Source organism: Streptomyces sp. NBC_00885 (assembly GCF_045207475.1).
In the GTDB taxonomy this organism is placed as follows: domain Bacteria; phylum Actinomycetota; class Actinomycetes; order Streptomycetales; family Streptomycetaceae; genus Streptomyces.
Genome location: NZ_CP108796.1, coordinates 7,509,753 through 7,535,597 on the forward strand (window position 1 = coordinate 7,509,753; position 25,845 = coordinate 7,535,597).

Annotated in this window: 35 protein-coding genes; 20 read left to right on the top strand and 15 right to left on the bottom strand. The window is 69.0% G+C overall.

The features are described from left to right. The first annotated feature begins 130 nt into the window (after nt 1–130). The 11 genes from OHA61_RS34230 (at nt 131) to OHA61_RS34280 (ending at nt 7,521) form a co-directional block, all read left to right on the top strand. Entirely contained in the window at nt 131–337 is a 207-nt protein-coding gene (locus OHA61_RS34230; RefSeq protein ID WP_406306273.1) for a helix-turn-helix transcriptional regulator, read from the top strand. Then, nucleotides 334–555, top strand: coding sequence for a helix-turn-helix transcriptional regulator (locus OHA61_RS34235; protein WP_406306274.1), 222 nt, complete (start codon nt 334–336; stop codon nt 553–555). Before OHA61_RS34230 ends, OHA61_RS34235 begins: the two co-directional genes overlap by 4 nt. Beyond that, nucleotides 552–1,133, top strand: a complete 582-nt coding sequence (locus OHA61_RS34240; RefSeq protein ID WP_406306275.1) for a hypothetical protein — start codon at nt 552–554, stop codon at nt 1,131–1,133. Before OHA61_RS34235 ends, OHA61_RS34240 begins: the two co-directional genes overlap by 4 nt. Next, nucleotides 1,130–2,947: a DUF927 domain-containing protein gene (locus OHA61_RS34245; RefSeq protein ID WP_406306276.1), complete on the top strand. Its 1,818-nt coding sequence runs from the start codon at nt 1,130–1,132 to the stop codon at nt 2,945–2,947. Before OHA61_RS34240 ends, OHA61_RS34245 begins: the two co-directional genes overlap by 4 nt. Nucleotides 2,948–3,246: 299 nt before the next feature. Beyond that, nucleotides 3,247–4,053, top strand: a complete 807-nt coding sequence (locus tag OHA61_RS34250) for a hypothetical protein (RefSeq protein ID WP_406306277.1) — start codon at nt 3,247–3,249, stop codon at nt 4,051–4,053. Nucleotides 4,054–4,060: 7 nt separating this feature from the next. Further along, nucleotides 4,061–4,225, top strand: a complete 165-nt coding sequence (locus OHA61_RS34255; protein WP_406306278.1) for a hypothetical protein — start codon at nt 4,061–4,063, stop codon at nt 4,223–4,225. Further along, nucleotides 4,204–4,401 carry a hypothetical protein gene (locus OHA61_RS34260; protein WP_406306279.1) on the top strand — a complete coding sequence of 66 codons (198 nt, stop codon included), beginning with the start codon at nt 4,204–4,206 and terminating at the stop codon, nt 4,399–4,401. The genes OHA61_RS34255 and OHA61_RS34260 overlap by 22 nt, the downstream gene beginning before the upstream one ends. Continuing rightward, nucleotides 4,398–4,979, top strand: coding sequence for a hypothetical protein (locus OHA61_RS34265; protein WP_406306280.1), 582 nt, complete (start codon nt 4,398–4,400; stop codon nt 4,977–4,979). Before OHA61_RS34260 ends, OHA61_RS34265 begins: the two co-directional genes overlap by 4 nt. Then, a complete protein-coding gene (locus OHA61_RS34270) occupies nt 4,979–5,809 on the top strand; it encodes a hypothetical protein (protein WP_406306281.1) in 831 nt (276 codons plus the stop codon). Before OHA61_RS34265 ends, OHA61_RS34270 begins: the two co-directional genes overlap by 1 nt. 359 nt (nt 5,810–6,168) lie before the next feature. After that, on the top strand, nt 6,169–6,528 hold the full coding sequence (locus OHA61_RS34275) for a hypothetical protein (RefSeq protein ID WP_406306282.1): 360 nt from the start codon (nt 6,169–6,171) through the stop codon (nt 6,526–6,528). 360 nt (nt 6,529–6,888) lie between these two features. After that, nucleotides 6,889–7,521, top strand: coding sequence for a bifunctional DNA primase/polymerase (locus OHA61_RS34280; RefSeq protein ID WP_406306283.1), 633 nt, complete (start codon nt 6,889–6,891; stop codon nt 7,519–7,521). A 140-nt stretch (nt 7,522–7,661) separates the two neighbouring features. Here the strand turns inward: OHA61_RS34280 and OHA61_RS34285 are convergent, their stop codons facing one another. The 11 genes from OHA61_RS34285 to OHA61_RS34335 all read right to left on the bottom strand — a co-directional run bounded on the left by OHA61_RS34285 (nt 7,662) and on the right by OHA61_RS34335 (nt 14,541). After that, nucleotides 7,662–7,925: a hypothetical protein gene (locus OHA61_RS34285; RefSeq protein WP_406306284.1), complete on the bottom strand. Its 264-nt coding sequence runs from the start codon at nt 7,923–7,925 to the stop codon at nt 7,662–7,664. Beyond that, on the bottom strand, nt 7,925–8,158 hold the full coding sequence (locus OHA61_RS34290; protein WP_406306285.1) for a hypothetical protein: 234 nt from the start codon (nt 8,156–8,158) through the stop codon (nt 7,925–7,927). Before OHA61_RS34290 ends, OHA61_RS34285 begins: the two co-directional genes overlap by 1 nt. A 101-nt stretch (nt 8,159–8,259) precedes the next feature. Beyond that, nucleotides 8,260–9,492 carry a helix-turn-helix domain-containing protein gene (locus tag OHA61_RS34295; protein ID WP_406306286.1) on the bottom strand — a complete coding sequence of 411 codons (1,233 nt, stop codon included), beginning with the start codon at nt 9,490–9,492 and terminating at the stop codon, nt 8,260–8,262. Nucleotides 9,493–9,710: 218 nt separating this feature from the next. Then, complete coding sequence (locus OHA61_RS34300; RefSeq protein WP_406306287.1) at nt 9,711–11,837, bottom strand: cell division protein FtsK; 2,127 nt, start codon at nt 11,835–11,837, stop codon at nt 9,711–9,713. Nucleotides 11,838–11,924: 87 nt separating this feature from the next. Beyond that, nucleotides 11,925–12,110, bottom strand: coding sequence for a DUF6257 family protein (locus OHA61_RS34305; RefSeq protein WP_406306288.1), 186 nt, complete (start codon nt 12,108–12,110; stop codon nt 11,925–11,927). Beyond that, a complete protein-coding gene (locus OHA61_RS34310; protein WP_406306289.1) occupies nt 12,100–12,264 on the bottom strand; it encodes a hypothetical protein in 165 nt (54 codons plus the stop codon). Before OHA61_RS34310 ends, OHA61_RS34305 begins: the two co-directional genes overlap by 11 nt. Next, complete coding sequence (locus OHA61_RS34315; protein WP_406306290.1) at nt 12,261–12,569, bottom strand: hypothetical protein; 309 nt, start codon at nt 12,567–12,569, stop codon at nt 12,261–12,263. The genes OHA61_RS34310 and OHA61_RS34315 overlap by 4 nt, the downstream gene beginning before the upstream one ends. After that, a complete protein-coding gene (locus tag OHA61_RS34320) occupies nt 12,566–13,399 on the bottom strand; it encodes a DUF2637 domain-containing protein (protein WP_406306291.1) in 834 nt (277 codons plus the stop codon). Before OHA61_RS34320 ends, OHA61_RS34315 begins: the two co-directional genes overlap by 4 nt. Then, nucleotides 13,396–13,593, bottom strand: coding sequence for a hypothetical protein (locus tag OHA61_RS34325; protein WP_406306292.1), 198 nt, complete (start codon nt 13,591–13,593; stop codon nt 13,396–13,398). The genes OHA61_RS34320 and OHA61_RS34325 overlap by 4 nt, the downstream gene beginning before the upstream one ends. Beyond that, the gene (locus OHA61_RS34330) at nt 13,583–13,777 is read right to left on the bottom strand and encodes a hypothetical protein (protein ID WP_406306293.1); all 195 of its coding nucleotides are present in this window, start codon (nt 13,775–13,777) and stop codon (nt 13,583–13,585) included. The genes OHA61_RS34325 and OHA61_RS34330 overlap by 11 nt, the downstream gene beginning before the upstream one ends. Then, entirely contained in the window at nt 13,774–14,541 is a 768-nt protein-coding gene (locus OHA61_RS34335; protein ID WP_406306294.1) for a DUF6907 domain-containing protein, read from the bottom strand. Before OHA61_RS34335 ends, OHA61_RS34330 begins: the two co-directional genes overlap by 4 nt. 195 nt (nt 14,542–14,736) lie before the next feature. Here OHA61_RS34335 and OHA61_RS34340 point away from each other — a divergent pair, with 195 nt between their 5' ends. The 8 genes from OHA61_RS34340 to OHA61_RS34375 all read left to right on the top strand — a co-directional run bounded on the left by OHA61_RS34340 (nt 14,737) and on the right by OHA61_RS34375 (nt 21,638). Continuing rightward, on the top strand, nt 14,737–15,018 hold the full coding sequence (locus OHA61_RS34340) for a type II toxin-antitoxin system Phd/YefM family antitoxin (RefSeq protein ID WP_361912642.1): 282 nt from the start codon (nt 14,737–14,739) through the stop codon (nt 15,016–15,018). Between the two features lie 331 nt (nt 15,019–15,349). Continuing rightward, nucleotides 15,350–15,652, top strand: a complete 303-nt coding sequence (locus tag OHA61_RS34345) for an urease subunit gamma (protein ID WP_385304940.1) — start codon at nt 15,350–15,352, stop codon at nt 15,650–15,652. A 14-nt stretch (nt 15,653–15,666) separates the two neighbouring features. After that, nucleotides 15,667–15,978, top strand: a complete 312-nt coding sequence (locus OHA61_RS34350) for an urease subunit beta (protein ID WP_406306295.1) — start codon at nt 15,667–15,669, stop codon at nt 15,976–15,978. Further along, the gene (locus OHA61_RS34355) at nt 15,971–17,692 is read left to right on the top strand and encodes an urease subunit alpha (protein WP_406306296.1); all 1,722 of its coding nucleotides are present in this window, start codon (nt 15,971–15,973) and stop codon (nt 17,690–17,692) included. Before OHA61_RS34350 ends, OHA61_RS34355 begins: the two co-directional genes overlap by 8 nt. A 2-nt stretch (nt 17,693–17,694) precedes the next feature. Next, nucleotides 17,695–18,477 (top strand): urease accessory protein UreF, encoded by a 783-nt coding sequence (locus OHA61_RS34360; protein WP_406306297.1) that lies wholly within the window; start codon nt 17,695–17,697, stop codon nt 18,475–18,477. Nucleotides 18,478–18,496: 19 nt separating this feature from the next. Next, nucleotides 18,497–19,174 (top strand): urease accessory protein UreG, encoded by a 678-nt coding sequence (gene ureG, locus OHA61_RS34365; protein ID WP_406306298.1) that lies wholly within the window; start codon nt 18,497–18,499, stop codon nt 19,172–19,174. Beyond that, the gene (locus OHA61_RS34370) at nt 19,171–19,911 is read left to right on the top strand and encodes an urease accessory protein UreD (RefSeq protein WP_406306299.1); all 741 of its coding nucleotides are present in this window, start codon (nt 19,171–19,173) and stop codon (nt 19,909–19,911) included. The genes ureG and OHA61_RS34370 overlap by 4 nt, the downstream gene beginning before the upstream one ends. A 149-nt stretch (nt 19,912–20,060) precedes the next feature. Then, complete coding sequence (locus tag OHA61_RS34375) at nt 20,061–21,638, top strand: alpha/beta hydrolase (RefSeq protein ID WP_406306300.1); 1,578 nt, start codon at nt 20,061–20,063, stop codon at nt 21,636–21,638. Nucleotides 21,639–21,737: 99 nt separating this feature from the next. On the opposite strand, the gene OHA61_RS34380 is transcribed toward OHA61_RS34375, so the two are convergent. Further along, complete coding sequence (locus OHA61_RS34380; protein WP_406306301.1) at nt 21,738–22,445, bottom strand: lysophospholipid acyltransferase family protein; 708 nt, start codon at nt 22,443–22,445, stop codon at nt 21,738–21,740. A 293-nt stretch (nt 22,446–22,738) separates the two neighbouring features. Here OHA61_RS34380 and OHA61_RS34385 point away from each other — a divergent pair, with 293 nt between their 5' ends. Beyond that, nucleotides 22,739–23,281, top strand: coding sequence for an ATP-binding protein (locus OHA61_RS34385; protein ID WP_324988701.1), 543 nt, complete (start codon nt 22,739–22,741; stop codon nt 23,279–23,281). Nucleotides 23,282–23,475: 194 nt separating this feature from the next. Here OHA61_RS34385 and OHA61_RS34390 read toward each other — a convergent pair whose 3' ends face one another. From OHA61_RS34390 to OHA61_RS34400, 3 genes are all read right to left on the bottom strand, one after another. Further along, a complete protein-coding gene (locus OHA61_RS34390) occupies nt 23,476–23,634 on the bottom strand; it encodes a hypothetical protein (protein ID WP_266488210.1) in 159 nt (52 codons plus the stop codon). A 74-nt stretch (nt 23,635–23,708) separates the two neighbouring features. Then, nucleotides 23,709–24,662, bottom strand: coding sequence for a cytochrome c oxidase assembly protein (locus OHA61_RS34395; RefSeq protein ID WP_406306302.1), 954 nt, complete (start codon nt 24,660–24,662; stop codon nt 23,709–23,711). Between the two features lie 97 nt (nt 24,663–24,759). Further along, a complete protein-coding gene (locus OHA61_RS34400) occupies nt 24,760–25,785 on the bottom strand; it encodes a 6-phosphofructokinase (protein ID WP_324988707.1) in 1,026 nt (341 codons plus the stop codon). Nucleotides 25,786–25,845 lie beyond the last annotated feature (60 nt).

Genomic DNA, 25,845 nt, shown 5'->3' on the forward strand with positions numbered 1-25,845 from the left:
CCATCGAGATCTTCTCGAATTTCATCAGGATCTTGCGGATGGATCCGCTTGGCCTTACGCTCGCCATCATCACGGACTTTCCCGCGATGATGCAACCCCTTCTTCGAGAAAATCTCGAAACGGAGCGCAGATGGATCAGGACGACCTCACAGAGCGGCAGGTCGCCGCCCGCCTCAAGGTCAGCGTCCGCACCCTGCAGAACTGGCGATGGCTAGGCATCGGACCTCGGTACTTCAAGCTCACCCCGGGCAGGGGCGGACGCGTCCGCTACCGACTCGCCGACTTCCAGCAATGGGAGCAGGAGCGAGTCGACGACCAGCAGCGGGGTGCGGCGTGACGACACTCGACGTTCCCACGCTCGCCGAGGTGCGGAAGTGGCCAGCAACGGCCACCGTGCCGCAGGCAGCCCGCGCCCTACGGATCAGCAAGTCACACCTGTATGAGCTCATCAGGCGCGGCGAATCGCCCGTCAAGACCCTGTCCTTCGGGCGCCGAAGCGTCGTCATCACGGCCGACCTGGTCCGCCTCCTCTCTGGGGAGGAGCAAGCCGAATGATCCAGAACGCAGAAACCCCGCACGTGCAAGGTGCGGGGTTTCCGGAAGACCTCACTGCGGGCGGGTCTGTCGACATCGTCGCACAGCTCCAGCGCCGCCGTGAAGCAGCCTCACGGTGCGAGCCCCTGGAGTGCGGACACCGCGACCCGCTCGACTGCCGCGACGAATGTCAGGGCGAGACCCCCGTGCCGCAGACAGACGACCAACCCACCATTGAGCCTGGCGACTTCGTGAAGCTGTGGGCCGAGGCGCGCAGCTTGTTCTTCGCCCGCAGCTTCCCTGAGTACGGCAGCCGGGCGTGGATCGACCTCCACCCCGACGACCCGAAGCGCCTTGCTGCCGCTCTGGACGCGGCCGAGATGTGGCGGAAGTACGGAGACGGGGTCGTCGAGTGGCTGCAAGAGGCCACCGCCCCCAAGCCGCCGCTGTGGACCGGCCGCACAGCTGCCGAGCTCGCCGAAGCCCGCAAGCCCAAGCCCCCGCACCAGCTGCGTGCTACGCCCGGCTGGCCGCCCATCCGCGTGCCCGGCAAGCCCGGGCGCTACCTCACCTACACCGAAGGGAGGGCAGCGGCTTGACCACGCACCAGGAACGCGACGCGCCGCCGGGGGACGACGATCCCAAGCCGGACCCCCCGCTGCGGGCAGTGCCCGGCCAGCCCGAGGACGGGCAGCAGGCCAGCGCATCTGATCCGGACGTCGGGTTCGAGTACGACCAGGTGTTCGGACTCCCTGCCGACACGCATACACCGGGCGGCTACCGCATCACCTACAAGGGCGTTGCCATCAAGCGCGTCCTCGGTAAGGGCGAAGAGGTGTGGGTGCGGTTCGCCTTCGAACCCCTCGTCGTCACCGCGACGTTCGAAGACCCCGAAGGAGAGCAGTACGTAGAGCTTTCCTGGATCGACCGCAGCAAGGGCAACCGCCGGATCGTCTCCCGCATCGTCTCAAGGGAGATCGCCAAGCGCGGCCGGGAACTTGTCCGGCATCTCGGAGGCGCCGGCCTGCCCGCCGTTGAGGGAGACGCGCGCGTCCTTGAACGCTGGCTCGCAGAGTTCGAGGCCGTCAACCGCAGGAAGATCCCGAGCGAGCAGCTCGCCCACTGGCTGGGCTGGCAGCCTGACGGAAGCTTCGTGTCGTCCCCGGACGACGACGTCAAGGTCGACGTTCTGTACGACGAGCAGAAGGGCCCCGCCCGCGCGCACTGCCGCAAGGGCACGCTCGATGGCTGGAAGGCCACCATCAAAGGTCTGGAGCCGTACCCGGTGCCGCGCGTCGCCGTCGCCGCCGGGTTCGCAGCTCCGCTGCTCCGCCTGCTCGGCATCAACTCCTTCACCCTGGACATCTCCTCGCGCAGCACCAAGGGAAAGACGACCGCCCTGCAATGCGCACTCAGCGTCTGGGCCAATCCCAGCGAGCAGTCCGACGCCATGTCCAACTGGCGCACCACCCTGTACGCCATCGAGAAGCGGCTCAACCTGGTGCGCGGGATCGTCACCGTCTTCGACGAGACCATGGCCGTGACCGAGGAAAGTCTCATTGATGAGGTGCTGTACCAGCTGCCGATGAACCACGGCAAGGCGCGGTCCGGTGGCGCCTTCGGCAACATGCTGCCCTGGGAGACGATCCTCCTTTCGTCGGGGGAGCGGCCCGCACTGTCCTTCACGACAGCCCAGGGCGCCGCTGCGCGCATCCTCGGTACGACGATGCCGCCCTTCGGGAACAACGGCGGGCAGGCCGCAGTGAAGGCCCGTGAGGGCGTGCTCGCCAACTTCGGTCATGCCGGTCCCGAGTTCGTCGCCTACATCCGTGAGCTCAAGGACAAGCCCGGCGGCTTCGAAGCCATCAAAGACATGCACGGATCGTTGACTGAGAAGCTCCGCGGCAACAACGACATGACCGCCCGGCGTGCGCCCATGGTCGCCGCCCTGGTCCTGGCCGAACTCCTTGCCCATGAGGCTGGCCTTCTGCCGTACCAGCCGCTGGCTGAGGAGCAGTGGCGGCGGATGTTCGCCGCACATAACCCGACCGACAACCGGCCCGAGATGGCGATGGACGTCGTCCGCGAGTACATCGCTTCCCACGCGTGGGAACTGTGGCCAAACCACGAGGACCGCCCGCCGCTCCGTGGCTGGCTCGGTGCCAAGAAGCACACGGGCAACGAGACGCGGGTAGCGATCCTGCCCGAACGTCTCCGCGGAATTCTCGCCGACGCCGGGTACAGCCTCGACGCCGTGCTCGGCGGCTGGATCGATGCGGGATACCTCGACGTGCGGCCGAAGCAGCGACCGCCTCACCTCATTCCGATCCGTTTCGACGGCGGCCAGGCCCGGTGCTTCTCCTTCACGCCGAAGGCTCTCGCGGTCGACGAAGACGTCCAGGAGGAGCTGTGAACGGCCCTGGTACGCGGGCGGTACGCATCTCCGCGTACCACCCCGTGAAGCCCGTTTCCGCTGGTCAGACGTCATGTGGGCGAGTGCCCCGGGGGTGGTACGCAGTTTCGCCGGAGAGACACCCCAAAACCTGCCGCGCACATGCGCACGTACATGTGGGTCTCTTCCTGCGTACCTTGCGTACCACTCACATAGATCTAGAGATAACCCCAGGTCAGAAGCCATTTAGAGGCGGTACGCAAAGCGGTACGCAGATGGTACGCAGCGTACCGCCCTCGCCGATCGCCAAGGAGTAACCAATGACGAAGCAACTCACCACTCAGAACGCCACGATCACGACCGTCGCCATCGAGATCAAGGCCATAACGATCGGCAGCAAGCAGGTCACCCTGTCTGTCTTCCGGCAACTGGAGAAGGCCCGGCTGATTGCTCACGACGGGACCCTCAACGGCGTGCCCTGGGGCTACGTCAACTACCACCCCGACAAGTGCGCCGACGACTACCCGCACCGGCACATCGTCTGGCAGCAGGGGCAGGAGCTCCGACGCGCGAACGTCAGCCACCAGCCCGACTTTGACCCAGGAGTCACTCGGCATCGGCCGCTCGCCTTCGAGTCCGTGGCCGTGAGCCGGTACCTGACCAGCTCGGTTCTGGAGTGGCTCAGCGGCCGGCGCCCGGACTGCCCGCTGAACAAGGAACAGCAGCACGGCACGAAGTACAGCGACGAGATCACGTACAGGACGCCGCACACGTTCCCTGCCTGGGGATACGCGGACGCCCTGGCCGTCGCCGCAGCCAACGCTCACGCGGAACTGACTCGGGCCACGGAGTGGCTGCAGTCATGGGAGACCCACGCGCCGGACGCGGACCCCGAGTGGCGCGAGCGCGACCGTCAGCGACGCCTAGAGCGCTTGGACGAAGCACAGGCAGCCCATGACGCCGCCTGTGCCGAGCTGGCCGCTCAGGTAGCCACCTTCGGACGCACGCACGACGAACTCCTCGCCGAGTTCCAAGCGACGTGCAACCAGGAAGCGGCTCGCCGACAGCGGCACCGAGACGTCTACACCAGCCTCGCCCAGCTCCCCCAACTCTTCATCGCGGTGTGAGGCGGCCATGACCAGCTACGTCGAGCAGGCCGTAGCCGCACGCATAGCCGCGGTAAAGGCCAAGGCGGCCGAGCAACGGCGCCGACGCGAAGAGCTCGCCGAAGCCCGCGCCCACGGCCTCGAAGCCAGGCACGCCGCCAAAATCCGGCGATGGGAACGGGAGCAGCCGTGACCCGGGCCCGGCTCCGCTGCGCCGCCTGCGACCGGCCCGTGAAGCGCAGCACCTACCGGCTCTGTGTCGCCGGCTGCGGAGCACGGCTCTGCCGCAACGAACGCCGCCACTGCACCGACCAGCACGCCCCCCAGTGCCCCCACTACGAACCCATGACGACCGAGGAGACCCGATGAACGTCCAGCAGATCAACGACAACTACGCCCGCCAGATCGAGCGCATCGAGAACAACCGCACCTACAGCGACCACGCCAAGAAGGTCATGGCCGCCAAGGCGTTCAAGCAGGCGCAGGACGCGATGGAGCAGATCCGGCAGCAGGAACTGAAGGCCATCGAGGACCGGCGCGAGCAGCTGCAGCGGAAGATGTTCGGCCGCGAGTCCGGCAGTGCCGACGCTCAGACCGTCCTCGCCCGTCGTGACGCCAACGACCGGGCCGCCCAGATCGAAAACCCGCGGGTGGCGGCCGAGATGCTGAAGAAGGCGCAGCGCGAGGGCGACCACATCTACGCCCAGGCGCTCGCCGCCCACGCGGCCGACTTCGGCTGGAGCGACGTACTCACCAGCTACGCCGACCACCAGCCCGGATTCCGCGAGGCAGCCAAGGAGTTCAACCAGCTGCCCGACACCAGCGCCACCAGCGAATGGCGGATGCACCACACCTTCGCGCACGTCGTCGTCCCGCCCTCGGCCATCGCCGACGCCAGCCCCCACCAGGTCGCAGAGCTCGCCGCCCAGGAACTGGAGGCCGCGTGATGTCCGTAGGAGCCAACGTCAGCAACGCCGACAAGGCCGTATCTGCGGCCGAGCGGCGCAAGCTACCCGTACCCGACGCCGTGTACGAAGCCCAGCGGCTGCGTACCGCCGTCTTCGAGACCGGCCGCACCCCCGACCCCGAACGGCCCGCCCTGCCCGACACGGCAGCCGAAGCCGCAGAAGTCATCCGCCAGCACGCCGAAGCGCTGCGCCTGGCCGACGTCACCCGGCGGGCCGCGAACCTGTTCAGCGAAGAAGCCGACACCCGGTACGTCCAGGCCACCATCGACGCCGTACCCGCGTGGGTGGCCGGCCTGGAGAAAGAGTTCACCGCCCTCGTCACCACCGTGCGCAAGGCCGCGGCAAAACTGCCCGAAGACCTCAGCCGCATCGACGCCCGCCGCATGAACTGGAACAACCCGGTTCACACGGTCGCCCACGAGAAGGCGTCAGGAGCAGTCGCACAACTCGAGCAGCTGGTATCCGACAGGGCAGACATTGCCCAGGTAGCAGGCAGCGACGGAGGCAGGGACAACGCCCTGTACGCGGTAGCCGCAATGCCCGACCCCACCACCGAGCGGGTCATGGCCGAGGACTGGAAGCAGCTGTCACCAGCCATCAGCCGGTGGCGTGAGCTGAGGGGGCAGCCCGTCGCACGGTGGGTCTACCTCGTCCGACAGCAGGAGCTGACACTCAGCCTCGCGACACCAGGAGAAGTCAGGCAGCGCAGCGCAGTGGTGGAGCGGTGGCGGGACGCAGGCCACGCAGCGCGTGCTGCCAACACCCGCAAGGGCGCAGAGGCCAACGTGCGGGAGCTGCTGACCGCATGACCCATGAACTCGGCGTCAAAGGCACTGAACTCGATGTTCATGGCGAGTGTCAGACCCATGGTGTAGCGGCCGGCTACCTCGACTGCACCAGCGCCGACGCCCCGAACGGCCCCTCCCCTCAGGCCGTTCGGGGCACACCCGCACCCTGGCATCCCCTCCCTCCCCCCACCCCCTCGGCGATCGGTGCCGTATAGCTGGCGCCTGTCGCTGACCCCTGAATCGATCCCATGCAAGCCCCTGACCTGCGGGTTTGCTGGATACGCTGACCCCCCGTCAGGTACGGGCTCCGTAGCCGTACCGGCCTCTGGGGTGTCACCGCAGGTCAGAGCGCTGGAGCCGTAACAGACCCCTAGGAGGGGATGACGATGGAGGCACTGGAGACACCGGACGGACTCGACGTGTCGGGTGTCCGGCTGTGGGAGTCGGTGGCCGCGCCGTTCGATCTGGACGTACACGAGCAGCTGCTCTTGCTGCAGGCGTGCCGTACCGCCGATCTGCTGGATCGGCTGTCACTTGAGGCGGCCCGCGGCGCGCTGACGGTCGTGAACCAGAAGGGCGACAGGGTGACGAACCCGGTTGTCACGGAGCATCGGCAGCAGTCGCTGGTGCTGGCGCGTCTGCTGGCTTCGCTCAGGATGCCGTCTGGCGAGGAGGATGCTCGTCCTCAGCGCCGTGGTGCGGCTCGAGGGTCCTATGGCGTCCGCGGGATCGTCGCGTGAGGCGGCGCGCGGACTCCCACGGCCTGCCGGACTGCTTGGCCCGGTACGACTGGCGGGAGTGGCGGCCGCAGCCTGAGCCGGACGATCCGGCGCCGTGGTACAGCGCCTGGTATCTGGGGCTGTTTGACTGGCGCACTGCCCGCCGCAATTGGGCTGCGGAGCGGGGTCTGTCTGAGCGGCAGTTGCCGGAGCGTGTGGGCCCGCCGACTGCCGATCTGATGGGCCCCGTGTTCGCGGCGGCCGAGCTGGAGCCGAGCCGGCCGAACCATGTCCGGACTGTACCGAAGTCACGACAGATCAAGCTCTGAAGTGCTGGTCAGAGCCTTGTAGCCGTAACGACTAGGCGGGTAAGATGGAGCCATGAGGACCACTGTTAAGCGACCTACGTGCACGCGCTGCAGCGAGCCCATGCCGCTGCTGGCACGCCCGGACGCCCAGTTCTGCTCGTTGGCGTGCAAGCAGGCCGCCTATCGGGAGCGCCGCAGGGCCGAGTCGGAGCGCGTGACCAGTGAGCAGGCGGCCCGGGTTCCGGTCGAGTTGACCTCCCGACCGCGCTGGGTCCGCTACAGCTCGCGGAAGGTGCCGTTGAGGACGGACGGCCGTTTCGCTTCGACCACTGACCCTTCATCGTGGTCGGACTTCGCTTCCGCGGTGTCCGCGACTGCTGGCGAGGGTGTCGGCTTCGTCTTGACCGCCTCGGACCGGATCGTCGTTGTCGACCTGGACCACGCGGTCACTGATGGCCGGGTGTTGCCGTGGGCGCAGGCGATCGTGGACCAGCTGCCGGCGACGTACACGGAGCGCGGCCGGTCCGGGACTGGCCTGCATCTCTGGTTCCGCGGTTCGGTGCCTTCTGGGCGCCGGGTCCGCCGCGGGGAAGTGGCGGTTGAGGTGTACTCGGACCGCCGTTACATGATCGTGGGTGACCGTGTGGGCGGCACTCCTCTTGAGCTTGCCGAGCTGCCTGAGGGCGCGGCGGAGACGCTGCTGTAGCGGATTGACCCATCTGTCGCCAGCCACGTAGGAGTAGCCCCGGTCTGTCCGCGACGGGGGACGCAGACAGACCGGGGCCGCTGGTCCTGCCCGCACTCGCAGTTCGGGGTGCAGAGCGCGGGCAGGGGTCTAGGTGCCGCTCATGGCTGTCCCACCTGCTCCTGGTGCAGCGGGTTGCCGGGGGCCGGCATGACGCGGAGGAAGGCCGTCACGATCTCCCGGAATCCGTCGTGGCCGGTGGCGCCGGTGTGCGCGATGGCCCACACGTCTGGGCCGAGCTGCCCGGTGTCGGCGTCGGAGCGCTCCCGGCAGCTGGTGCATTCGACTTCGCGGATCGGCGGCGAGGCGCCCGGAGTACGGTCCGCGCCGATGGTCCAGTCGGCCATCTTGATGACGGAGCGCATCACACCATCCCGGAGACGCGGGCAGAGCCGACCTGGGCCACCTTGTCCTGGCGGAGCAGGTACGACAGGTGCGCGTGCAGGTGCTCGGCCTCGACGCGGGACAGCACGAGATCCGCGTTCCCCTGCGACCGGTCGAGGGACCAGAGTTCCAGGGGCACGCGGATCTCGCCGGTGTTCGTGTCGCCTGAGGGTGAGGCGTTGGGGCGGGGTGAAGCGTGCCAGTTGGCGGCCATCTGATCTCCCGTGTGGTGAGCGGCCGTTGACGGACCGTCACCGTAAGGGAGCTACCGGCGGGTAAGGGGGACAGAGTGTCCCCCTTACCCAGAGCGTCCCCCTAGCCCACTTCGCGCAGGCCGACCCTCTCGGCCAGGCGGGCAGCCTCGGGGCGCAGTGCCCGCGGTGCGCCCTGCCACAGGTCCGTCACGGCCGTCAGCGCGGAGGGGGTGAACTCGACTGTCTCAGCGCCGATCTGGTGGGCGAGCTGCATCACGTGGAGGGCGGCCGTGTGGTCGCCGCGCTGCAGGTGCCCGCGGGCCACCTCGACCCACAGGCGGGCTCGCCGCTCGACCGAGGGCATTGCGTCGGGGTCGATGTCGTCGGCCAGCGACAGGGCCTTGCGGGAGGTGCGCAGATCGGTGGCCACGCTGACCGCATGGAAGTCGACGTTGGCGCGGCCGAACACGGTGGACGGGTGGACGTAGCTGGCGGGCAGGGATTTGGCGACCTGGTCGCCGGCGCCCCAGTACCGCCAGGCATCGCCGGACCGGCCGTCCCGTGCCGCGGTCACCGCGGCGTGCAGCTGCAGCGCGCCGTACACGCCGCGCCAGTCGTCCGGTGCCTCCTCGAGGTGCGGGCGGATCAGGTCGGCCGCCTCGGTCACCACCTGCAGCGCCTCCTCGGGGTACGAGGTTTCCCGCAGGATGTTGCCCATGTTCCATGCCGCCGCGGCTATGGCGGCCGGCTGGTCGGCGTCCTGCGCTGCGGCAAGCGCCCGGTCTGCGACCACCCACGCCAGCTCTGGCGGCGCGATGTAGGCGGTGGCCTGCCCGGTGAGGCGGTACACGTCGGACTGCGCGACGAGCGCGGCGCGGCGCTCGGTTCCTTCGAGGGTGCGCACGCCCGTCTCGGCGTCGCGGATGAGCGCCGGCAGCAGCCGCAGCACCTCGGTGCGGTTGTTCCCGGAGGAGTGCCACAGGATCCAGGTCTGATCTACGCGCCCCTGCAGTGCGGTCACGTCGACCGGGTGCGCGGGGCGGGCGAGGGTGAGCCGCCGGTTCATCACGGCGTCCCAGATCGGGGGCATGCCAGGGTGGTGGAGGCGGCCGAGCTGTACGGGCTGGCTGACGCCTGAAGTCCCTGTGATGACGGACGCGTCGGAGAGTTGGAGCGCGGCGGCGAGCCGGTGTACGAGGGCGTTCTGCCGTAGCTGGCGCTCCCCGTTCTCAATCTTCTTGAGCCAGTCGGGGCCGCGGCCGCACATGCCGGCGAGCATCTCGCGGGACATGCCCCGGGACTCGCGCAGGAGTCGGATTCTCTGGCCGGTCGTCAGGTCGTCGGGGATGTCCACGAGCCGTGCCCCTCTCGTCGTGCCATGGCGATACGCCTCAGCGTAGGGCGTGGCCTGCTCGGAGAGGACAGGGAGGGAAGCAGAAAAGGGGAGCCCAGAAGCCCATATACGGGCCTCCGGACTCCCCTCGGCGGGTGCCTCCCTTGCCTCCCTGACTGGCCATTTCTGCAGGTCATGTACAGGGAGGCAGGGTGGGGAGGCGGGTAGGGAGAACTCCCTCAGTCCTCGGTGCCTCCCTCGTCGTCGATGTCGTCCTCGTCGCGGGCGGCGATGGCCTCGAGGACGCGGTCGAGACTGACGTGTTGGCGTCCACCGGTCTTGTACTCGCCGTGCCCGGCGTCGTCGAGGATGCGCCGCAGATCCCGGAACGACCAGTTGCCGTACTCGTTCGGGTTGCGGTCGCTCAGCCCGTGGAGCACGTCTTGCGTGAGCATCTTCGGCTCGTGTCCGAGGACGGCCGCGATGTCGGCGAGATGGTCGACGGGAGCGAACGAGGGCACCTCGAACACGCCCTCGTCGTTCTTGTACGCCTTCATGGCCCGCTCGACGACCGGGGTGATCTCGTCGATGCCTGCCTCTTTCCGCACGTAGTAGGAGCGGATCAGCCCGGGGGTCTTCCCGAAGCCCGCGGCCATGGCGGTGCCGACGTCTTCACCTGCGACGAGGGTTGTCGCCGAGTACCCGTTCTTGTGCATGCCGGTGCCGAGGATCGCGTCGTTGCCCTGGTGGTCGTTGATCGCGAACGCGACCCGGTGGGACACAGTCTTGGAGATCCCGCGCGGGAGGCTCGCCGCATCCGCATCCGGGGTGATCCACAGCATCATGATGGCCGTCTTCCTGGCCTTCTTGGTGACCTTCAGCGCCAGTTCCTTGGCTTCCTTGCCGTGCACCGGGTGCCCGAACAGCTCGTGGACCTCGTCGAATACGGCGATCCGCGGCCGCATGGACGGGTCGCGTTCCGCCATCTCGCGAGTGACCTTGGTGTCCGTGCCGAGGCGTTCCAGTTCCTGCCCGCGGCGGGACACCTCACCGGCCAGGGCGCGCAGCGTGTTCATGGCCGCAACCACGTGCTCGTCGTCGTCGCCCTTGATCAGACTCCGCAGGCGGGGCCGCATCGCGTCGTAGTCGGAGTTGTACGCCAGGACGTGTACGTCGATCTCGACCAGCGGGTCGAGCATCGCGCCGAGGAGCAGGGAGACGACCAGCGACGACTTGCCCGAACCCATGATTCCGGCGATCAGGTAGTTCGCGGCCATCAGCCGCGCGATGACCTGCTCGCCACGCGCGTTGAGTGCGACGGGCACGCCCCTGAAGAAGTCGGTCGTTCCCTCTGTCAGGAGCGGCCAGGACGGTACCGGCTTGGTGAGTACGCCGGGGTCGGCGACCCACAGGTCCAGCACGCCGGCCTGGTCGCGCGGCTCGGTCGGCCACACCTCGATCGGCTTGCGCATCAGGTTGTGCGCCAGCACGGTCTTCTTGGCGTTAATCATTTCGAGGGGGACGCCCTCCGGGAGCTGCAGCTGCGCGTGCCACCCGTTCCCGGAACGGGTCGACGGCTGCACCCAACGGGGCTTCCAGCCCTCCTTGATCGCGGCGTTGAGTGGGGGAATACCCAGCTTGCCCAGGGCGCGCATGATGGCGTTCTCGTCGGGCACGACGTCCCGCTCGTCACCGTCGACCGGAAGCGCCCAGGTGGGTGCAGTCTTCTGGTTCTTGCCGACTGCCCAAGCGCCGGCCATGGCGAGGAACGGCAGCAAGTACAGGAACGGGTCCCAGATGACGGAGGCGATGAACGCCAGCCACGCCACCAGCTGAATCACGGCGTTGAGCGGGCCGAGTACGTCGTGCACGTCGTGGTTGTGCCAGGCGATCAGGATGCCGAGCGCCAGCAGCACGCCCGTACCGGCCGCGGCGGCCATGAACACGGCCTTCGGCAGGCTGATGGCCATCTGCAGCAGGTCCATGCGCCGCTTGTGCCGGGAGAACCGGTAGGCGTAGGCGCGCTGTTCCCACTTCTGCACCATCTCTTCGTTGCCGGACGCTTCGGCGACCCGCATCATCCGGTGGTGCATGGCCGTGGTCCGGGCCTCCCAGGTACGGCGGGTCAGGACGCGGGCGCCGCCCCAGATGTAGGCGCCGTGCCGGACGGCTTGCCGGTACACGGGATTCTGGCGGGCCTCGACGACGACGCGGCGCAGCGACCCGATACGGATACGGCGCCGCGGCTTGTCCTCGACGGCCGCGGGCTCAGGTACGGGCGTACTCGGCTTCTCCTCCTTGTCGAGTACGACGGGTACAGGTGTACCCGGGGCCTCAATGTCGGCGGGTACGTGAAGATCCGTCATGCTGGTCTCTCCTGCTTCTCTGAGGAGTTGCGGGGTACACGGGGCGGCCGGTGTACCTGTGCCGGGTACGGCCGCCCCGTGGCGTATCTAGTTGCTCTTGCCTTCGCGCTTGCGGGCGCCGTCGATGACGCGCTCGACCTTGCGCTCGAGGTCGCCCTGGTGGACGCGGCCGCCGGACTCGCGGTCGTCAGCGATGCCGCGCTTCGCCATGCGGGCGACGTACCAGGCGACCTTGACCTTCTCGCCTGCGGTGAGCTTCGGTTCAGTTGCCATCGGTGGCCGCCTTTCCGGTCTCGGAGATGGCGGCGGACACGGCGAGCAGCGCCCACGCGTTGGCTTCCTCGGCGGCGCCTTCGGGCAGGCCTCCACCGATGACCTTGTTGGTGAGCAGGCGCTCGGCCCTCTCGCGGTACTCGGCTGCGGTCATGACTTCTTCCCTTTCTGCATGTCGGCCCACACGGACCGAAGTACGAGGACACAGATCGTGAGAGCTACGGCGGAGATGGCGAACGCCATGACGGAGATGGCGAGGGTGACGGCGAGGAACGGGGCAGCGACACCGACCGCGATCCACTTACCGGTGTTGGGCTGCTGCACCGGGGCCGGCGGATGCTGGCACCCCTGGTGCTGGGTGAGCTGCTGCGCCTGCAGGACAGCGGCGATGAGCGCCAGTTGCTCGCTGTTGTGAGCGGCCTCCACCGCGTCGCGGGCGGCCTTCTCGATGTCGCTCACGCCGTCACCCCGTCTCGGGCCAGCACAGGCAGAGCCGCGCGGAACGCCTCTTGGATCTCCTTGGCGCGGTCCTGGCCGACGTTCAGCCGACCTTTGATGTCCCGGATCGACGGCACATTCCCGTCGAATAGCTGGCCTTTGAACTGCTCGGCGGCGAGGCCGAAGCCCGCAGCCGTCAGCGGGTCCTTGTCGTCCTCGGGTACGGGGTCGGGTACGTAGTCGGCGTGTACCTCGGTGCGGGTACGCGGCTGCTCCGCGGCGAACGAGCCGACCGGCTGACGGACCTCCGGCCGGGCGACGATCGGCAGCAGCCGCACCCCTGCGGGTACGGCCTCGGGTACGGCAGGTACAGCCGCCTCGAGCGCCGGGTACACCTCGGGTACACGCTCGACCGCTACCGCGGTAACGGTCTCGATGGGTACGGGGGGCGGCACCAGGTGCTCGTGCACCTGCCGCATGAGCGCACCGAAAGCGATCAGAGCAGCGGACGGAGGTACGGCCGCCACGATGTACTCCATCAGCTCCGCGCCCTTGCCGACGCCGGCCACGTTGAGCGCGATCGATCCGAGGGAACCGACCCCGGCGAGCAGGTAGGCGAACCAGTCGAACCGGCCGCGCATCGCCGCCCGCAGGATCAGCAGCTCGCCCGCGATGATGAACAGGTCCACTGTCCCGGGCCAGGCCCAAGCCCGGATGCCCGTCAGCCCGTTCGCCGCAGCGACGTCGTGCAGGTGCTCGTAGGACAGCCAGAACGCCGTGGCGGTCAGTGCCACGGTCACGGCCGCGGCACCAGCGGCCAGACTGGTCAGTGAATCGGGACGCTTCATCATTCGCCCACCTCTCCGAGGGCGGCGCGCGCAGCCTTATGCGCGCACAGGTTGACGCCGTGCCTGTCTCCCAGCTGATTCGCTGAGAGCAGGTCGGCGAGGATGATCTGAATCGGGGGGAGCCGCCGCTCCGACCGGGCGGCCGCCGCGATGGCGGCGCACTCGGTCGGGCGACGGATCGGCCAGCTACTGGACACCGGTCGTCTCCTCGGTGGCCAGCTCGTCGATGACGGCTACGGCGGCGCGGATGGCCTGCTCCAGCTCGCCGACACGGGCAGCGAGGATGCGGACCGCGGTCGTCGGCTTCGTCTGCACGTCGACGGCGTCGGTCAGGATGCGGCGGGCCAGCAGCAGGGCCAGGGCCTCACGCCCGCCGCTCATGCCTGGCTCCCGGCGGCGTTGTACAGGCACACGGTCCGGGCCTTGTTGCGCAGCTGCGCGGCGAACGCGATCAGATCGTCCGCCAGCTCGTCCGCCATGTCCGGCGTCAGGTACGCGTCGGTCGACGCACCGTCGTTGATGACCAGGTGCGCGGCCCGCAGACGCGGGTCACTCGCGGACGGGTCGGAGCTGACATTCAGCATCAGCTCGGAGTGCGCCGTCTCGTCGTCCGTCAGGGTCAGCACCGTGACGACGTCGAAGTCCGAGTAGTGCATGACGTCGTCGAGGTGGCCCACGCGGTCTTCGTGGTCCATGACGCACCACTCAGGGCACTCGATGTGGATGGTTTGGATGTGGCCGGGGCGGCCGACCTTGGCGGGCACCAGGCGGGACAGCTTGCGGTCGGCGAGGAACTCCGGGTCGAGCGACGCGGGCAGGATGTTGTGCCGCCTGATGACGGTGTGCGCGAACTCCAGCGCCTCCATCAGGTCCCTGTCCGGGCCGACGCGGAAGACGTAGCCGCCGGTCTCGCTGCACCCGAAGTCGATCGAGGTGTCGTCGCGGCCTTCGCCGCGGGCGCGGATCTCAAGCGTGATGCCGTGTGCGGCGAGGAGGGCCTGGAGCTTGCTGTCGGCGGTCTCCGCGTGCTCGGGGTGCTGCTTCGCCGCCGGCTGCGACGGAATGCCGCTCAGCGTCCCCTCTTCGAGGTACGGGACGACGGGCGGGCCGGACGGCTTGACGTAGGACGGTACGGTCTGGGACATGGTCGGACTCCTTGAGCAGAAGGGTTCTGATCAAGGCCCCGTGTCCGGTGTTCTCAGCACCGGGCGGGGCCGCCCGTCTCTCACACGCATCTCACAGATGCGCCTTTCGAGGCGGGGCTAGGAGTCTCTGACCTGGCCTTTCGGCCCTCTCTCTGGACCACATGAACGCCCTGGACGCCCGATAAGCTGGGGAGCATGGCCTACGAGATTCCGGTGACGCAAGCCCGCGCAGAGCTCGCCGAACTGATCAACCGCGTCGTCTACGGCGGGGAGCGCGTCGTCGTGACCCGCCACGGAAAGCCGCTCGTGGCGCTGGTGTCCGCCGCTGACCTGGAACGACTCGAGCGGGATCAGGAGGCGGCCGAGGAGCAGGTGATCAGCTCGGTCTCCTCGCTCGGCTCGGCCGCATCCGCTACCGGCGAACGGGGGCGTTTCGGTCTCGCGGCCGAGCACCGGCGCCCCGACGAGCGCCGCTGACCACGCCCCGGCGCACGGAAGGGCCGCGCGCCCCGGACGGCCGCCGTCCGTATACGACCGCGGCCCTCGTCCGTACGGGCCAATGAGCCGGGTGAAAGCCCAGCAGGTGAGAACCACGCAGCGGGGCTCGTCGCCCGTGCGCAGACGCTGATGTCCCTGCGTGTCCGTGTGCGTCCCGGCGTGAGACCGAGATCAGTTAACGCGCCGGAAAAACTCTCCGCCTAACGTTCAACCGCTCGCCGTGAGACACCCGCGCTGTGGTCAACAGAGTGTTGACGTGGGTCGGCTTCGTGCTGCACCCGGGCGGGCCGGACGACTGTGAGGTGGACGCGTGCAACTCTCCCCGCACGAGCAGGAACGACTGCTCATCCATGTGGCCGCCGACGTGGCGGAGAAGCGCCGAGCGCGCGGGGTGCTGCTCAATCACCCCGAATCCGTCGCCCTGATCACTTCGCACATCCTCGAAGGCGCCAGGGACGGCCGCACCGTCGCCGAACTCATGGCCTCGGGCCGCAAGGTCCTCGCCCGCGCCGATGTCATGGAGGGCATCCCCGAGATGATCCATGACGTTCAGGTCGAGGCGACCTTCCCGGACGGCACCAAGCTCGTCACCGTCCACGACCCGATCGTCTGAAGGGAAGGCCGCCGATGATTCCCGGAGAGATCCTGCTCGCCGAGGGCCGCGTGTCCCTCAACCAGGGCCGTGAGGTCACCCGCATCCCCGTCGTCAACGCCGCCGACCGGCCCGTCCAGGTCGGCTCCCACTACCACTTCGCAGAGGCCAACCCCGGCCTGGAATTCGACCGTGCCGCCGCGCGCGGCCTGCGGCTGAACATCGCCGCGGGCACCGCCGTGCGCTTCGAGCCCGGCATCCCCGTCGATGTCGAACTCGTCCCCTTCGCCGGCCGACGCGTCATCGCGGGCCTGCGCGGAGAGGTCGGAGGCGGTCTCGATGCCTGAGCTGAGTCGCGCCGTCTACGCCGATCTCTTCGGCCCCACCACCGGCGACCGGATCCGGCTCGCCGACACCGACCTTCTCGTCGAGATCGAGCAGGACCGTTCCGGGGGGCCCGGACTCGCGGGCGACGAGGCTGTGTTCGGCGGCGGCAAGGTGATCCGCGAGTCGATGGGCCAGGCCCGTACGACACGCGCCGAAGGCGCACCCGACACCGTCATCACCGGAGCGGTCGTCATCGACCACTGGGGCGTCGTCAAGGCCGACATCGGCATCCGAGACGGGCGCATCACCGGGATCGGCAAGGCCGGCAACCCCGACACCATGGACGGAGTGCACCCCGATCTCGTCATCGGGCCCGAGACCGAGATCATCGCGGGCAACGGCAGGATCGTGACCGCGGGCGCCATCGACGCGCACGTCCACTTCATCTCGCCGACCATCATCGACCAGGCCCTCGCGACCGGTGTCACCACGCTCGTCGGCGGCGGCACCGGACCGGCCGAGGGCACCAAGGCCACCACCATCACCCCAGGGCCCTGGCACCTTGCCCGGATGTTCGAGGCGATGGACTCCTTCCCCGTGAACATCGGCCTGCTCGGCAAGGGCAACACGATGTCCAGCGAGGCCATGCACTCCCAACTGCGGGGCGGGGCACTCGGGTTCAAGATCCACGAGGACTGGGGGGCGACCCCCGCCGTCATCGACGCCTGCCTGAGCGTCTGCGAGGACACGGGCGCCCAGCTCGCCATCCACACGGACACCCTGAACGAGGCGGGCTTCGTCCAGGACACCCTGGCCGCGATCGCGGGCCGCACCATCCACGCGTACCACACCGAGGGCGCCGGCGGCGGGCACGCACCGGACATCATCACGGTCGTCGGCGAGCCACACATCCTGCCCAGCTCCACCAACCCGACCCGGCCGCACACCGTCAACACCATCGAGGAACACCTCGACATGCTGATGGTCTGCCACCACCTCAACCCGGCCGTGCCCGAGGACCTCGCCTTCGCGGAGTCCCGGATCCGGCCTTCCACGATCGCGGCCGAGGACATCCTGCACGACCTCGGCGCCATCTCGATCATCTCCTCCGACGCCCAGGCCATGGGGCGCGTCGGCGAGGTGATCATGCGTACCTGGCAGACGGCCCATGTGATGAAGAAGCGGCGGGGAGCGCTGCCCGGAGACGGCCGTGCCGACAACCACCGGGCACGTCGCTATGTCGCCAAATACACGATCAACCCCGCGGTCGCGCAGGGCCTCGACCACGAAATCGGCTCGGTCGAGACCGGCAAGCTCGCAGACCTGGTGCTCTGGGATCCGGCCTTCTTCGGCGTCAAGCCGCAGCTGGTGATCAAGGGCGGCCAGATCGCGTACGCGCAGATGGGCGACGCGAACGCCTCCATCCCGACCCCCCAGCCGGTCATGCCGCGGCCGATGTTCGGCGCGCTCGGCAAGGCGCCCGCGGCGAACTCGTTCAACTTCGTCGCCCGGGCGGCGATCGAGGACGATCTGCCCGAACGCCTCGGCCTGGGCAAGACATTCGTGCCGATCGCCAGCACGCGCCGGGTCACCAAGGCCGACATGCGGGAGAACGACGCGCTCCCGCGTGTCGAGGTCGACGCCGACACCTTCACGGTGACGATCGACGGCGAGCCGGTCGAACCGGCCCCCGCGGCGGAGTTGCCCATGGCCCAGCGCTACTTCCTGTTCTGACCATGGACGATCACTCCCGCGGGCAGGCCTTCGCAGGGCCCGGCGCCACGAGTACGGCCGGCCGCCGCCAGGCTGTCGCGGACCCGGGTCCGATCGGCGGTCCGGCCGCGCCCGCGGCCCGCGCCGCGCTGCTCGTCCTCGCCGACGGCCGGTTTCCCGCCGGTGGGCACGCCCACTCCGGCGGGGTCGAACCGGCCGTCAAGGCGGGCCGCATCCGCGATGCCCGGGATCTGGAGGCCTTCTGCCGGGGGCGGCTGCACACCACCGGTCTCACCTCGGCGGGGCTCGCCGCCGCGGCCGCCCTCGGCCTCGACCCCCTCGCGCTCGATGCCGCCGCCGACGCTCGTACCCCCTCACCCGCCCTGCGGGCCACCGCCCGCAAGCTCGGCCGCCAGATGATGCGCGCCGCCCGCTCCACCTGGCCGAGTCCCGAACTGGACGCGCTCGCAGCGGCGTTCCCACGCGGCACCCACCAGCCGATCGTCCTCGGGCTCGCCGCCCGCTGTGCCGGACTCGGGCCCGAGGACGCCGCGCACTGCGCCGTGTACGAGTCGGTCGGCGGACCGGCCACCGCAGCCGTACGCCTCCTCAGCCTGGACCCCTTCGAGGCCACCGCCGTCCTCGCCCGCCTCGCGCCCGCCATGGACGAGGTCGCCGCGCGGGCCGCGCGGGCCGCACGCGCGGCGCGCGAGGGTGTCGGCGCGCTGCCCGCCGCGTCCGCCCCGCTGCTCGACATCACGGCCCAGGCGCATGCCGCCTGGCCCGTACGCCTCTTCGCCTCGTAGGACATCAAGGAGCCGCACCATGCATCTCGACCACTCGCACGCCGGCCCGGGGGCCGTCAGCGCCGACGCCGTACGCCCCGACGGCACCCGGCGCGCGCTGCGCATCGGCCTCGGCGGCCCCGTCGGCTCCGGCAAGACCGCAACCGTCGCCGCGCTGTGCGGCGCCCTGCGCGACCAGCACTCCATCGCCGTCGTCACCAACGACATCTACACCCGCGAGGACGCCGAATTCCTTCTCCGCAACGCGGTACTGCCGCCCGAGCGCATTCAGGCGGTCGAGACCGGAGCATGCCCGCACACCGCCATCCGCGACGACATCTCCGCCAACCTCGAAGCCGTCGAAGACCTGGAGGAGAGCGTCGGTCCGCTCGATCTGATCCTGGTCGAGTCCGGCGGCGACAATCTCACCGCCACCTTCTCCAAGGGCCTCGTCGACGCCCAGATCTTCGTCATCGACGTCGCGGGCGGCGACGACATCCCGCGCAAGGGCGGCCCCGGTGTGACCACCGCGGATCTGCTTGTGGTCAACAAGACCGACCTCGCGCCCCATGTCGGCTCCGACCTCGGCCGGATGGCACGCGACGCCAAGGAGCAGCGCGGTGAACTCCCCGTCGCCTTCACCTCGCTGAGGGGCGAGGACGGCGTGCGCCCGGTCGCCGACTGGGTGCGCGCCCAGCTGGCCGCCTGGACCGCATGAGCATCCATGCCACGGCCCGTATCGTCGCCACCCGCGACGGTCTGCCGGTACTGACGAGCGACGGACCGCTCGCCCTGCGCCGTACGCGCGCCGCCGGTCCCTACATCCGTGTCACCGTCGTCGGCGCGATGAGCGCGCCGCTCGGCGGCGACCGGCTGGCCATCGAGGCGGAGGCGGCCGACGGGGCACGGCTCCGCATCGACTCCGCCGCCGCGACCATCGCCCTGCCCGGCCGCACCCCCGAACAGGCTCACTACGACGTGTCGTTGACGGTCGGCGAGGACGCCGAACTGCGCTGGCTGCCGGAGCAGCTCATCTCCGCGTCCGGCAGCGATCTGCGGATGCGTACACGCGTCGAACTGGCGGCGAGCGCACGGCTGGTGCTGCGCGAGGAACAGATCCTCGGCCGCCACGGAGAAGAGCCCGGCACCCTCGCGACCCGCCTCACCGTTCACCGCGCCGGACGTCCGCTGCTGGACCAGGAATTGGCCTACGGCCCCGGCGCGCCCGGAGGATGGGACGGCGGCGCGGTTCTGGCGGGACATCGCGCCGTCGGCCAACTCCTCGTCGTGGATCCCGAGTTCGAGGAGAAGCCCGCCCAGCCGCGGCTGTTGGGCGAGAGCGCGGTGCTCACACCGCTTGCCGGTCCGGCCTACCTGGTCACGGCCGTCGCGCCGGACGCCCGCCAACTCCGTTGCGTACTCGACGAAGTGCTGAGCGCGGAGCTGCCCGAGTAGTGCGAACCAGGTCAATTCGATGTACCGCTGAACGGGACACTACTTACCGGTATTGGTTCGGTAAAGAAACACCAGTACGACCTGTTCCCGGCAGCCCCACAGACGAAAGGATCCCCCGGAGAACTCGACAACAGAAGGGGGAGTTCTACGTGAGACGCACAGCAGTGCTCGGCTCGGCCGGCACTCTGATCGCGGGCACCCTCATCACGGGCGCGATCACCGCTCCGGCCGCCAACGCCACCGGCGGCCACAGCGGTTGGTCCGAGGCACGTGGTGTCCAGGTCGCCGCGGAGCGGGCTGCGAAGAAGGGGATCGACTGGGCGGACTGCCCGGCGGACTGGGGATTTGCCAAGCCCATCCAGTGCGGATGGGTGAGCGTGCCGCTCGACTACGCACGCCCCAACGGCAAGCAGATCAAGATTGCCGTCGACCGAATAGGCAACACCGGCACCAAGGCCGAGCGCCAGGGAGCCCTGATCTACAACCCGGGCGGCCCCGGCGGCTCGGGCATGCGCTTCCCGACCCGGGTCACCAACAAGAACCCGCTCTGGGTCAACGCGTCGAAGGCGTACGACTTCGTCGGCTTCGACCCTCGGGGTGTGGGCCACTCGGCCCCCATCTCCTGTGTCGACCCGCAGGAGTTCGTGAAGGCGCCGAAGGCCGACCCGGTCCCCGACAGCGAGGCGGACAAGCGCGCCCAGCGCAAGCTCGCCGCCGAGTACGCGGACGGGTGTGCCGAGCGCAGCGGCTGGATGCTGCCGCACATGACCACGCCGAACACCGCGCGCGACCTGGACGTCGTCCGGGCCGCCCTCGGTGAGAAGAAGCTCAACTTCCTGGGCGTCTCCTACGGCACCTACATCGGCGCGGTCTACGCGACGCTCTTCCCGGGCCATGTCCGCCGGATGATCGTCGACAGCGTCGTCAACCCCTCGCGGGAGAAGATCTGGTACGAGGCCAACCTCGACCAGGACGTCGCCTTCCAGATGCGCTGGAACGACTGGAAGGCCTGGGTCGCCAAGAACGACGCGACCTTCCACATCGGGGACACCCCCGAGAAGGTCGAGCAGCAGTGGCTGAAGCTGCGGGCCACCGCCAAGAAGAGCCCCCTCGGCGGGGTCGTCGGACCGGCGGAGCTCATCAGCTTCTTCCAGAGCGCGCCGTACTACGACTCCTCCTGGGTGCCCGTCACCCAGACCTGGAGCAAGTACCTCGCGGGTGACACCCAGGCACTGGTCGACGCCGCGGCGCCCGACCTGTCCGACACCAAGGGCAACATCGCCTCGGAGAACGGCAACGCCGTCTACACGGCCGTCGAGTGCGCGGACGCCAAGTGGCCGACCAGCTGGAAGAAGTGGGACCGGGACAACACCCGCCTCCACAAGGACTACCCGTTCATGACGTGGGCCAACGCGTGGATGAACCTTCCGTGCGCCACGTGGTCGTCCAAGCAGCAGAACCCGCTGTACGTGAAGACGGGCAAGGGTCTGCCGCCGGTGCTCATCGTGCAGTCGACCCGTGACGCCGCCACTCCCTTCGAGGGCGCCGTCGAGCTGCACAAGCGGCTCAAGGGCTCGCGTCTGATCATCGAGAAGGACGCCGGTTCGCACGGTGTGACCGGTCTGGTCAACCCGTGCATCAACCAGCGGGTGGACGCCTACCTGGTCAGCGGCACGCTGGACAGCAGCGACGTGACGTGCACCCCGCACGCCACGCCGAAGCCGTAGGTCACAGCCGATACGGGGAGGGGCGGCCGGTTGCGGCCGCCCCTCCTTTCGTACGTCGCGCGCCGGGCTCGGAGCGGTTCGCCGAGCGCGGATCCGCTCTCAGCTTCTCCGCCGGGGGAACCTCTTCGCCGGCTCCAGCTCCGCCTTGACGTCGGCGGCGTAGCGGTCCACGTACTCCTGGCCGGACAGTTCGAGGATCGCGTACATGATCTCGTCGGTGATCGCGCGGATGGCGGCCTTCTCGTTCTCCATGCCCGCGTACCGGGAGAACTCCAGGGGTTCCCCGAACCGCACGGTGACCCGCTTGATCTTCGGCAGGACCTGCCCGGGCGGCTGGATCTCGAAGGTGCCCACCATGGCGCACGGCACGACCGGTACCCCGGCCCGCAGCGCCATCACGGCGACGCCGACCTTGCCCTTGTAGAGCCGGCCATCGTGCGAACGTGTGCCCTCGGGGTAGATCCCCAGCAGCTCGCCCTTGCACAGCACCCCGAGCCCCTCACGGATCGCCGCCTGGCCCGCTTCCTTGCCGGAGCGGTCGACCGGGATCTGCCCGGCGCTGCGGAAGAAGGCGGCGGTCAGCCGCCCCTTCAGACCCGGCCCGGTGAAGTACTCCGCCTTCGCGAGGAAGGTGATGCGCCGCTTGATGATCGCGGGCATCAGGAAGTGGTCCGAGAACGACAGGTGATTGCCCGCGACGATGGCCGCGCCCTCTGCGGGGATGTGCTCGAGTCCCTCGATCCTGGGCCGGAACAGCAACCGCAACAGCGGCCCCAGAATGACGTATTTGAGCACGTAATAGAACAATTGAGGGTGCTCCTCACTTGGTCCGGATCGGCTTCAGGGCTGCGTTGTGCCAGGTCATCGGGCACGCCGGGGGGTCAGTCTAGGTGCAGGTCTTACCGGGCGTAAGCGTCTGGGGCCGGAATGGTGACGACCGGAGGCCCGCCGCCGTCGCTTGCTCCGCATGGGCGATGTGTTGCGGTCTCGGCCACCCGAGGTCAATCTTGTTGGTGACCCAGAAGCGACACTTGCTCACTCTTCGCACTCGGGGGTCCCTAGCCGAAGAGCTGACCAGGTCGCGGTGAGGAGTAACGGTCATGCACGTCACGGCCGCCTGCCGCTACACCTTGGAAGTGCAGGCATCGACAGAACGGATTCCCCAGATCCGGCGCATTCTCGCAGCGCATCTTCGGCACTGGAGTCTCGAGGACCACATCGCACCCGTATGCCGCGCGGTCGACGAACTCGTCGGCAACGTCGTTCACCATGTGAAGGGCGACAAGACGTGCGTGGTGGAGCTGCGCTGGACGGGCAGGCATCTGATCGCATCCGTCGCGGACAAGGACCGCAGGATGCCGCGGGTGACCAGTTCCTCCCCCACGAAGGGCGGACTGGCGACCGTCGCCGTGCTCAGCGACAGCTGGGGCACGTGCGGCACGGCCGGCGGCAAGGTGATCTGGTTCAGCCGTCGCGTCAAGGAAGTCCAGCGTGTCCTTCGTACCGCGCCGGTCTCGATGCCGCCCGTCCGCGAGTTCAAGCCGTTGCCGAGGAGCCTCGCATTCCCCGAGGACGAGATGTCCGCGGTGCCGGCGACGGTCCGCGAGCCGGACCGCGCCGTCGCGCCCGCCGGGGTCGGATGACCGCAGGGCCACGCGCGGGGCCGTACGGGCGATTCGCACCGCCCGTACCCCCGCGCGGCGCCTTGCCCGCCGCACCGGCACCTGCCGCGGCCGGCCCACGACCTGGCACAAGACCTTCGCCAACGGCTGCGAACCCGACGCCGCGACCGGGGACGTCCACCGCTCCTGAGCGGCTCCGTCCCCGGTGCGCCCCGTCAGTTGCCGCGCGAAGCGATCACTCCGATCGTCACCAGGCCGAGTACCACCCAGCCGAACCAGAGCCAGCCATTGCTTCCGAGTGCCGCTGTGTACGCCGTCACGACCACCAGGGTCCCGACGGTGAGCACTCCCATCGCCTTCGTGGATCCGGACATGCCCGCCCTCCTCCGACGGCTGCGGCCGTCGACCTCATGGTCACCCGGGAGGTGGGCCTCGCGCTACTGCCCGGTTACTGTCCGCGCGCCTGGAGCGAGGCGAGATAGGCGTTGTACGCCGCGAGATCCTTGTCGCCGTCCCGGTCCGCGGCCCGGTCCATGCGCTTGGCCTGCCGCTGTTCGGAGCCGTACCACTGGAAGACCAGGGCGATCAGCACCAGCACGGACGGGATCTCGCTGAAGGCCCAGGCGATACCGCCGGCCGCGTTCTGGTCGGTGAGCGCGTCGATGCCGAGCGAGGCCGGCGGATTCCTGTACGCGCTGATCATCGGCTCGGTCGCCATCATCAGGGCGATGCCGAAGAAGGCGTGGAACGGCATGCCCGCGAAGAGCTCCAGCATCCGGATCACATAGCCCGGCCGGTGCGGCCCCGGGTCGATGCCCATGATCGGCCAGAAGAAGACGAGGCCCACCGCGAGGAAGTGCACCATCATCGCCACATGCCCGGTCTTGGACTCCATCAGGAAGTCGAAGAGGGGGCTGAAGTAGAGCCCGTACAGGCTCGCGATGAACAGCGGGATCGTGAAGGCCGGGTGCGTGACGATCCGCATGTAGCGGCTGTGCAGCAGGGCCAGCAGCAGCTCGCGCGGCCCCTTGCTGCCGCGACGGCTCGCGACCGGCAGCGCGCGCAGCGCCAGCGTCACCGGCGCCCCGAGCAGCAGCACGATGGGGGAGAGCATGCTGATCACCATGTGCTGGACCATGTGCACGCTGAACATGACCATGCCGTAGTCATTGAGCTTGGTGCACATCACCAGGGCCACGCTCAGCACGCCGACCGTGAAGCAGACGGTCCGGCCGACCGGCCACCTGTCCCCGCGCCTGCGCAGCCGCAGCACGCCCCAGCCGTACAGGCCGAGTGCCAGCAGACAGCCGACGAGAAAGAACGGGTCCGGTGAGAACTCGAGCCCCCGCCCCAGCGTGAACGGCGGCAGATCCATCGTCATGCCGTGCCCGCTGTGATCCATCCGCTCGCTCCCGATTCGCGCTTGTTGTCCGGACCAGACTAGAACCGCCCCCGGCCGCTGCTGCGGCCGGGGGCGGTTCCAGTCGTACGCTCCTGCGTCAGAGCACGCACTCGGCCTCGGCATACCGCTCGGCCGGGACGGTCTTCAGCGTCTCCACGGCCTGGGCCAGCGGCACCATCGTGATGTCCGTGCCGCGCAGCGCCGTCATCATGCCGAACTCACCGCGGTGCGCGGCCTCCACGGCATGCCAGCCGAAGCGGGTGGCGAGCACGCGGTCGTACGCGGTCGGGGTTCCGCCGCGCTGGACATGGCCGAGGATCACGGCACGGGCCTCCTTGCCGAGCCGCTGCTCCAGCTCGACAGCGAGCTGCTGGGCCACGCCCGCGAAGCGCTCGTGTCCGTAGACGTCCTTGCCGCCCTCGTTGAACTTCATCGAGCCCTCACGCGGCTTGGCGCCCTCCGCCACCACGACGATGGCGAACTTCTTGCCTGCCGAGAAGCGCTCGCCGACCCGCTTGGTCAGCTCTTCGATGTCGAAGGGGCGCTCGGGCACCACGATGGCGTGCGCGCCCGCGGCCATGCCGGAGTGGAGTGCGATCCAGCCGGTGTGGCGGCCCATGACCTCGACGATCAGCACCCGCTGGTGCGACTCGGCGGTGGTCTTCAGCCGGTCGAGGGCCTCGGTGGCGACACCGACGGCGGTGTCGAAGCCGAACGTGACATCGGTCGACGCGATGTCGTTGTCGATCGTCTTCGGGACGCCCACGATCGGCAGCCCGCCCTCGGAGAGGAGGTTGGCGGCCTTGAGGGTGCCTTCGCCGCCGATCGGGATGATCGCGTCGAGACCGAGCTCGGCGACATGGCCCTTGGCCCGCTCCACACCGTCGCGCAGATGCGCGGGCTGGACGCGGGAGGAGCCGAGAATCGTGCCGCCGCGGGCGAGAATGCCGCCGACCGCGTCAAGGTCGAGCTTTCGGTAGTCGCATTCCAGAAGGCCTTTCCAGCCGTCGTGGAAGCCGATGACCTCGTCGCCGTGGTCGACGACGGCGCGGTGTACGACGGAGCGGATGACGGCGTTCAGACCGGGGCAGTCGCCGCCGGAGGTGAGCACACCAATGCGCATAGCCCGAAATACCTTTACAACGTGGGCAGTGTCCCGGACCACGTCGTCCGGTCGGATCCC

Excerpts from the sequence above, each read along its gene's own strand:
- OHA61_RS34355 (WP_406306296.1), top strand. The coding sequence starts at position 15,971 with ATGCCTGAGCTGAGTCGCGCCGTCTACGCCGATCTCTTCGGCCCCACC.
- OHA61_RS34340 (WP_361912642.1), top strand. The coding sequence starts at position 14,737 with ATGGCCTACGAGATTCCGGTGACGCAAGCCCGCGCAGAGCTCGCCGAA.
- OHA61_RS34335 (WP_406306294.1), bottom strand. The coding sequence starts at position 14,541 with ATGTCCCAGACCGTACCGTCCTACGTCAAGCCGTCCGGCCCGCCCGTC.
- OHA61_RS34360 (WP_406306297.1), top strand. The coding sequence starts at position 17,695 with ATGGACGATCACTCCCGCGGGCAGGCCTTCGCAGGGCCCGGCGCCACG.
- OHA61_RS34370 (WP_406306299.1), top strand. The coding sequence starts at position 19,171 with ATGAGCATCCATGCCACGGCCCGTATCGTCGCCACCCGCGACGGTCTG.
- OHA61_RS34305 (WP_406306288.1), bottom strand. The coding sequence starts at position 12,110 with ATGGCAACTGAACCGAAGCTCACCGCAGGCGAGAAGGTCAAGGTCGCC.
- OHA61_RS34385 (WP_324988701.1), top strand. The coding sequence starts at position 22,739 with ATGCACGTCACGGCCGCCTGCCGCTACACCTTGGAAGTGCAGGCATCG.
- OHA61_RS34260 (WP_406306279.1), top strand. The coding sequence starts at position 4,204 with ATGGGAACGGGAGCAGCCGTGACCCGGGCCCGGCTCCGCTGCGCCGCC.
- OHA61_RS34400 (WP_324988707.1), bottom strand. The coding sequence starts at position 25,785 with ATGCGCATTGGTGTGCTCACCTCCGGCGGCGACTGCCCCGGTCTGAAC.
- OHA61_RS34280 (WP_406306283.1), top strand. The coding sequence starts at position 6,889 with ATGAGGACCACTGTTAAGCGACCTACGTGCACGCGCTGCAGCGAGCCC.
- OHA61_RS34320 (WP_406306291.1), bottom strand. The coding sequence starts at position 13,399 with ATGATGAAGCGTCCCGATTCACTGACCAGTCTGGCCGCTGGTGCCGCG.
- ureG (WP_406306298.1), top strand. The coding sequence starts at position 18,497 with ATGCATCTCGACCACTCGCACGCCGGCCCGGGGGCCGTCAGCGCCGAC.
- OHA61_RS34275 (WP_406306282.1), top strand. The coding sequence starts at position 6,169 with ATGACGATGGAGGCACTGGAGACACCGGACGGACTCGACGTGTCGGGT.
- OHA61_RS34270 (WP_406306281.1), top strand. The coding sequence starts at position 4,979 with ATGTCCGTAGGAGCCAACGTCAGCAACGCCGACAAGGCCGTATCTGCG.
- OHA61_RS34255 (WP_406306278.1), top strand. The coding sequence starts at position 4,061 with ATGACCAGCTACGTCGAGCAGGCCGTAGCCGCACGCATAGCCGCGGTA.
- OHA61_RS34250 (WP_406306277.1), top strand. The coding sequence starts at position 3,247 with ATGACGAAGCAACTCACCACTCAGAACGCCACGATCACGACCGTCGCC.
- OHA61_RS34350 (WP_406306295.1), top strand. The coding sequence starts at position 15,667 with ATGATTCCCGGAGAGATCCTGCTCGCCGAGGGCCGCGTGTCCCTCAAC.
- OHA61_RS34300 (WP_406306287.1), bottom strand. The coding sequence starts at position 11,837 with ATGACGGATCTTCACGTACCCGCCGACATTGAGGCCCCGGGTACACCT.
- OHA61_RS34240 (WP_406306275.1), top strand. The coding sequence starts at position 552 with ATGATCCAGAACGCAGAAACCCCGCACGTGCAAGGTGCGGGGTTTCCG.
- OHA61_RS34310 (WP_406306289.1), bottom strand. The coding sequence starts at position 12,264 with ATGACCGCAGCCGAGTACCGCGAGAGGGCCGAGCGCCTGCTCACCAAC.
- OHA61_RS34230 (WP_406306273.1), top strand. The coding sequence starts at position 131 with ATGGATCAGGACGACCTCACAGAGCGGCAGGTCGCCGCCCGCCTCAAG.
- OHA61_RS34390 (WP_266488210.1), bottom strand. The coding sequence starts at position 23,634 with ATGTCCGGATCCACGAAGGCGATGGGAGTGCTCACCGTCGGGACCCTG.
- OHA61_RS34265 (WP_406306280.1), top strand. The coding sequence starts at position 4,398 with ATGAACGTCCAGCAGATCAACGACAACTACGCCCGCCAGATCGAGCGC.
- OHA61_RS34290 (WP_406306285.1), bottom strand. The coding sequence starts at position 8,158 with ATGGCCGCCAACTGGCACGCTTCACCCCGCCCCAACGCCTCACCCTCA.
- OHA61_RS34330 (WP_406306293.1), bottom strand. The coding sequence starts at position 13,777 with ATGAGCGGCGGGCGTGAGGCCCTGGCCCTGCTGCTGGCCCGCCGCATC.
- OHA61_RS34395 (WP_406306302.1), bottom strand. The coding sequence starts at position 24,662 with ATGGATCACAGCGGGCACGGCATGACGATGGATCTGCCGCCGTTCACG.
- OHA61_RS34285 (WP_406306284.1), bottom strand. The coding sequence starts at position 7,925 with ATGCGCTCCGTCATCAAGATGGCCGACTGGACCATCGGCGCGGACCGT.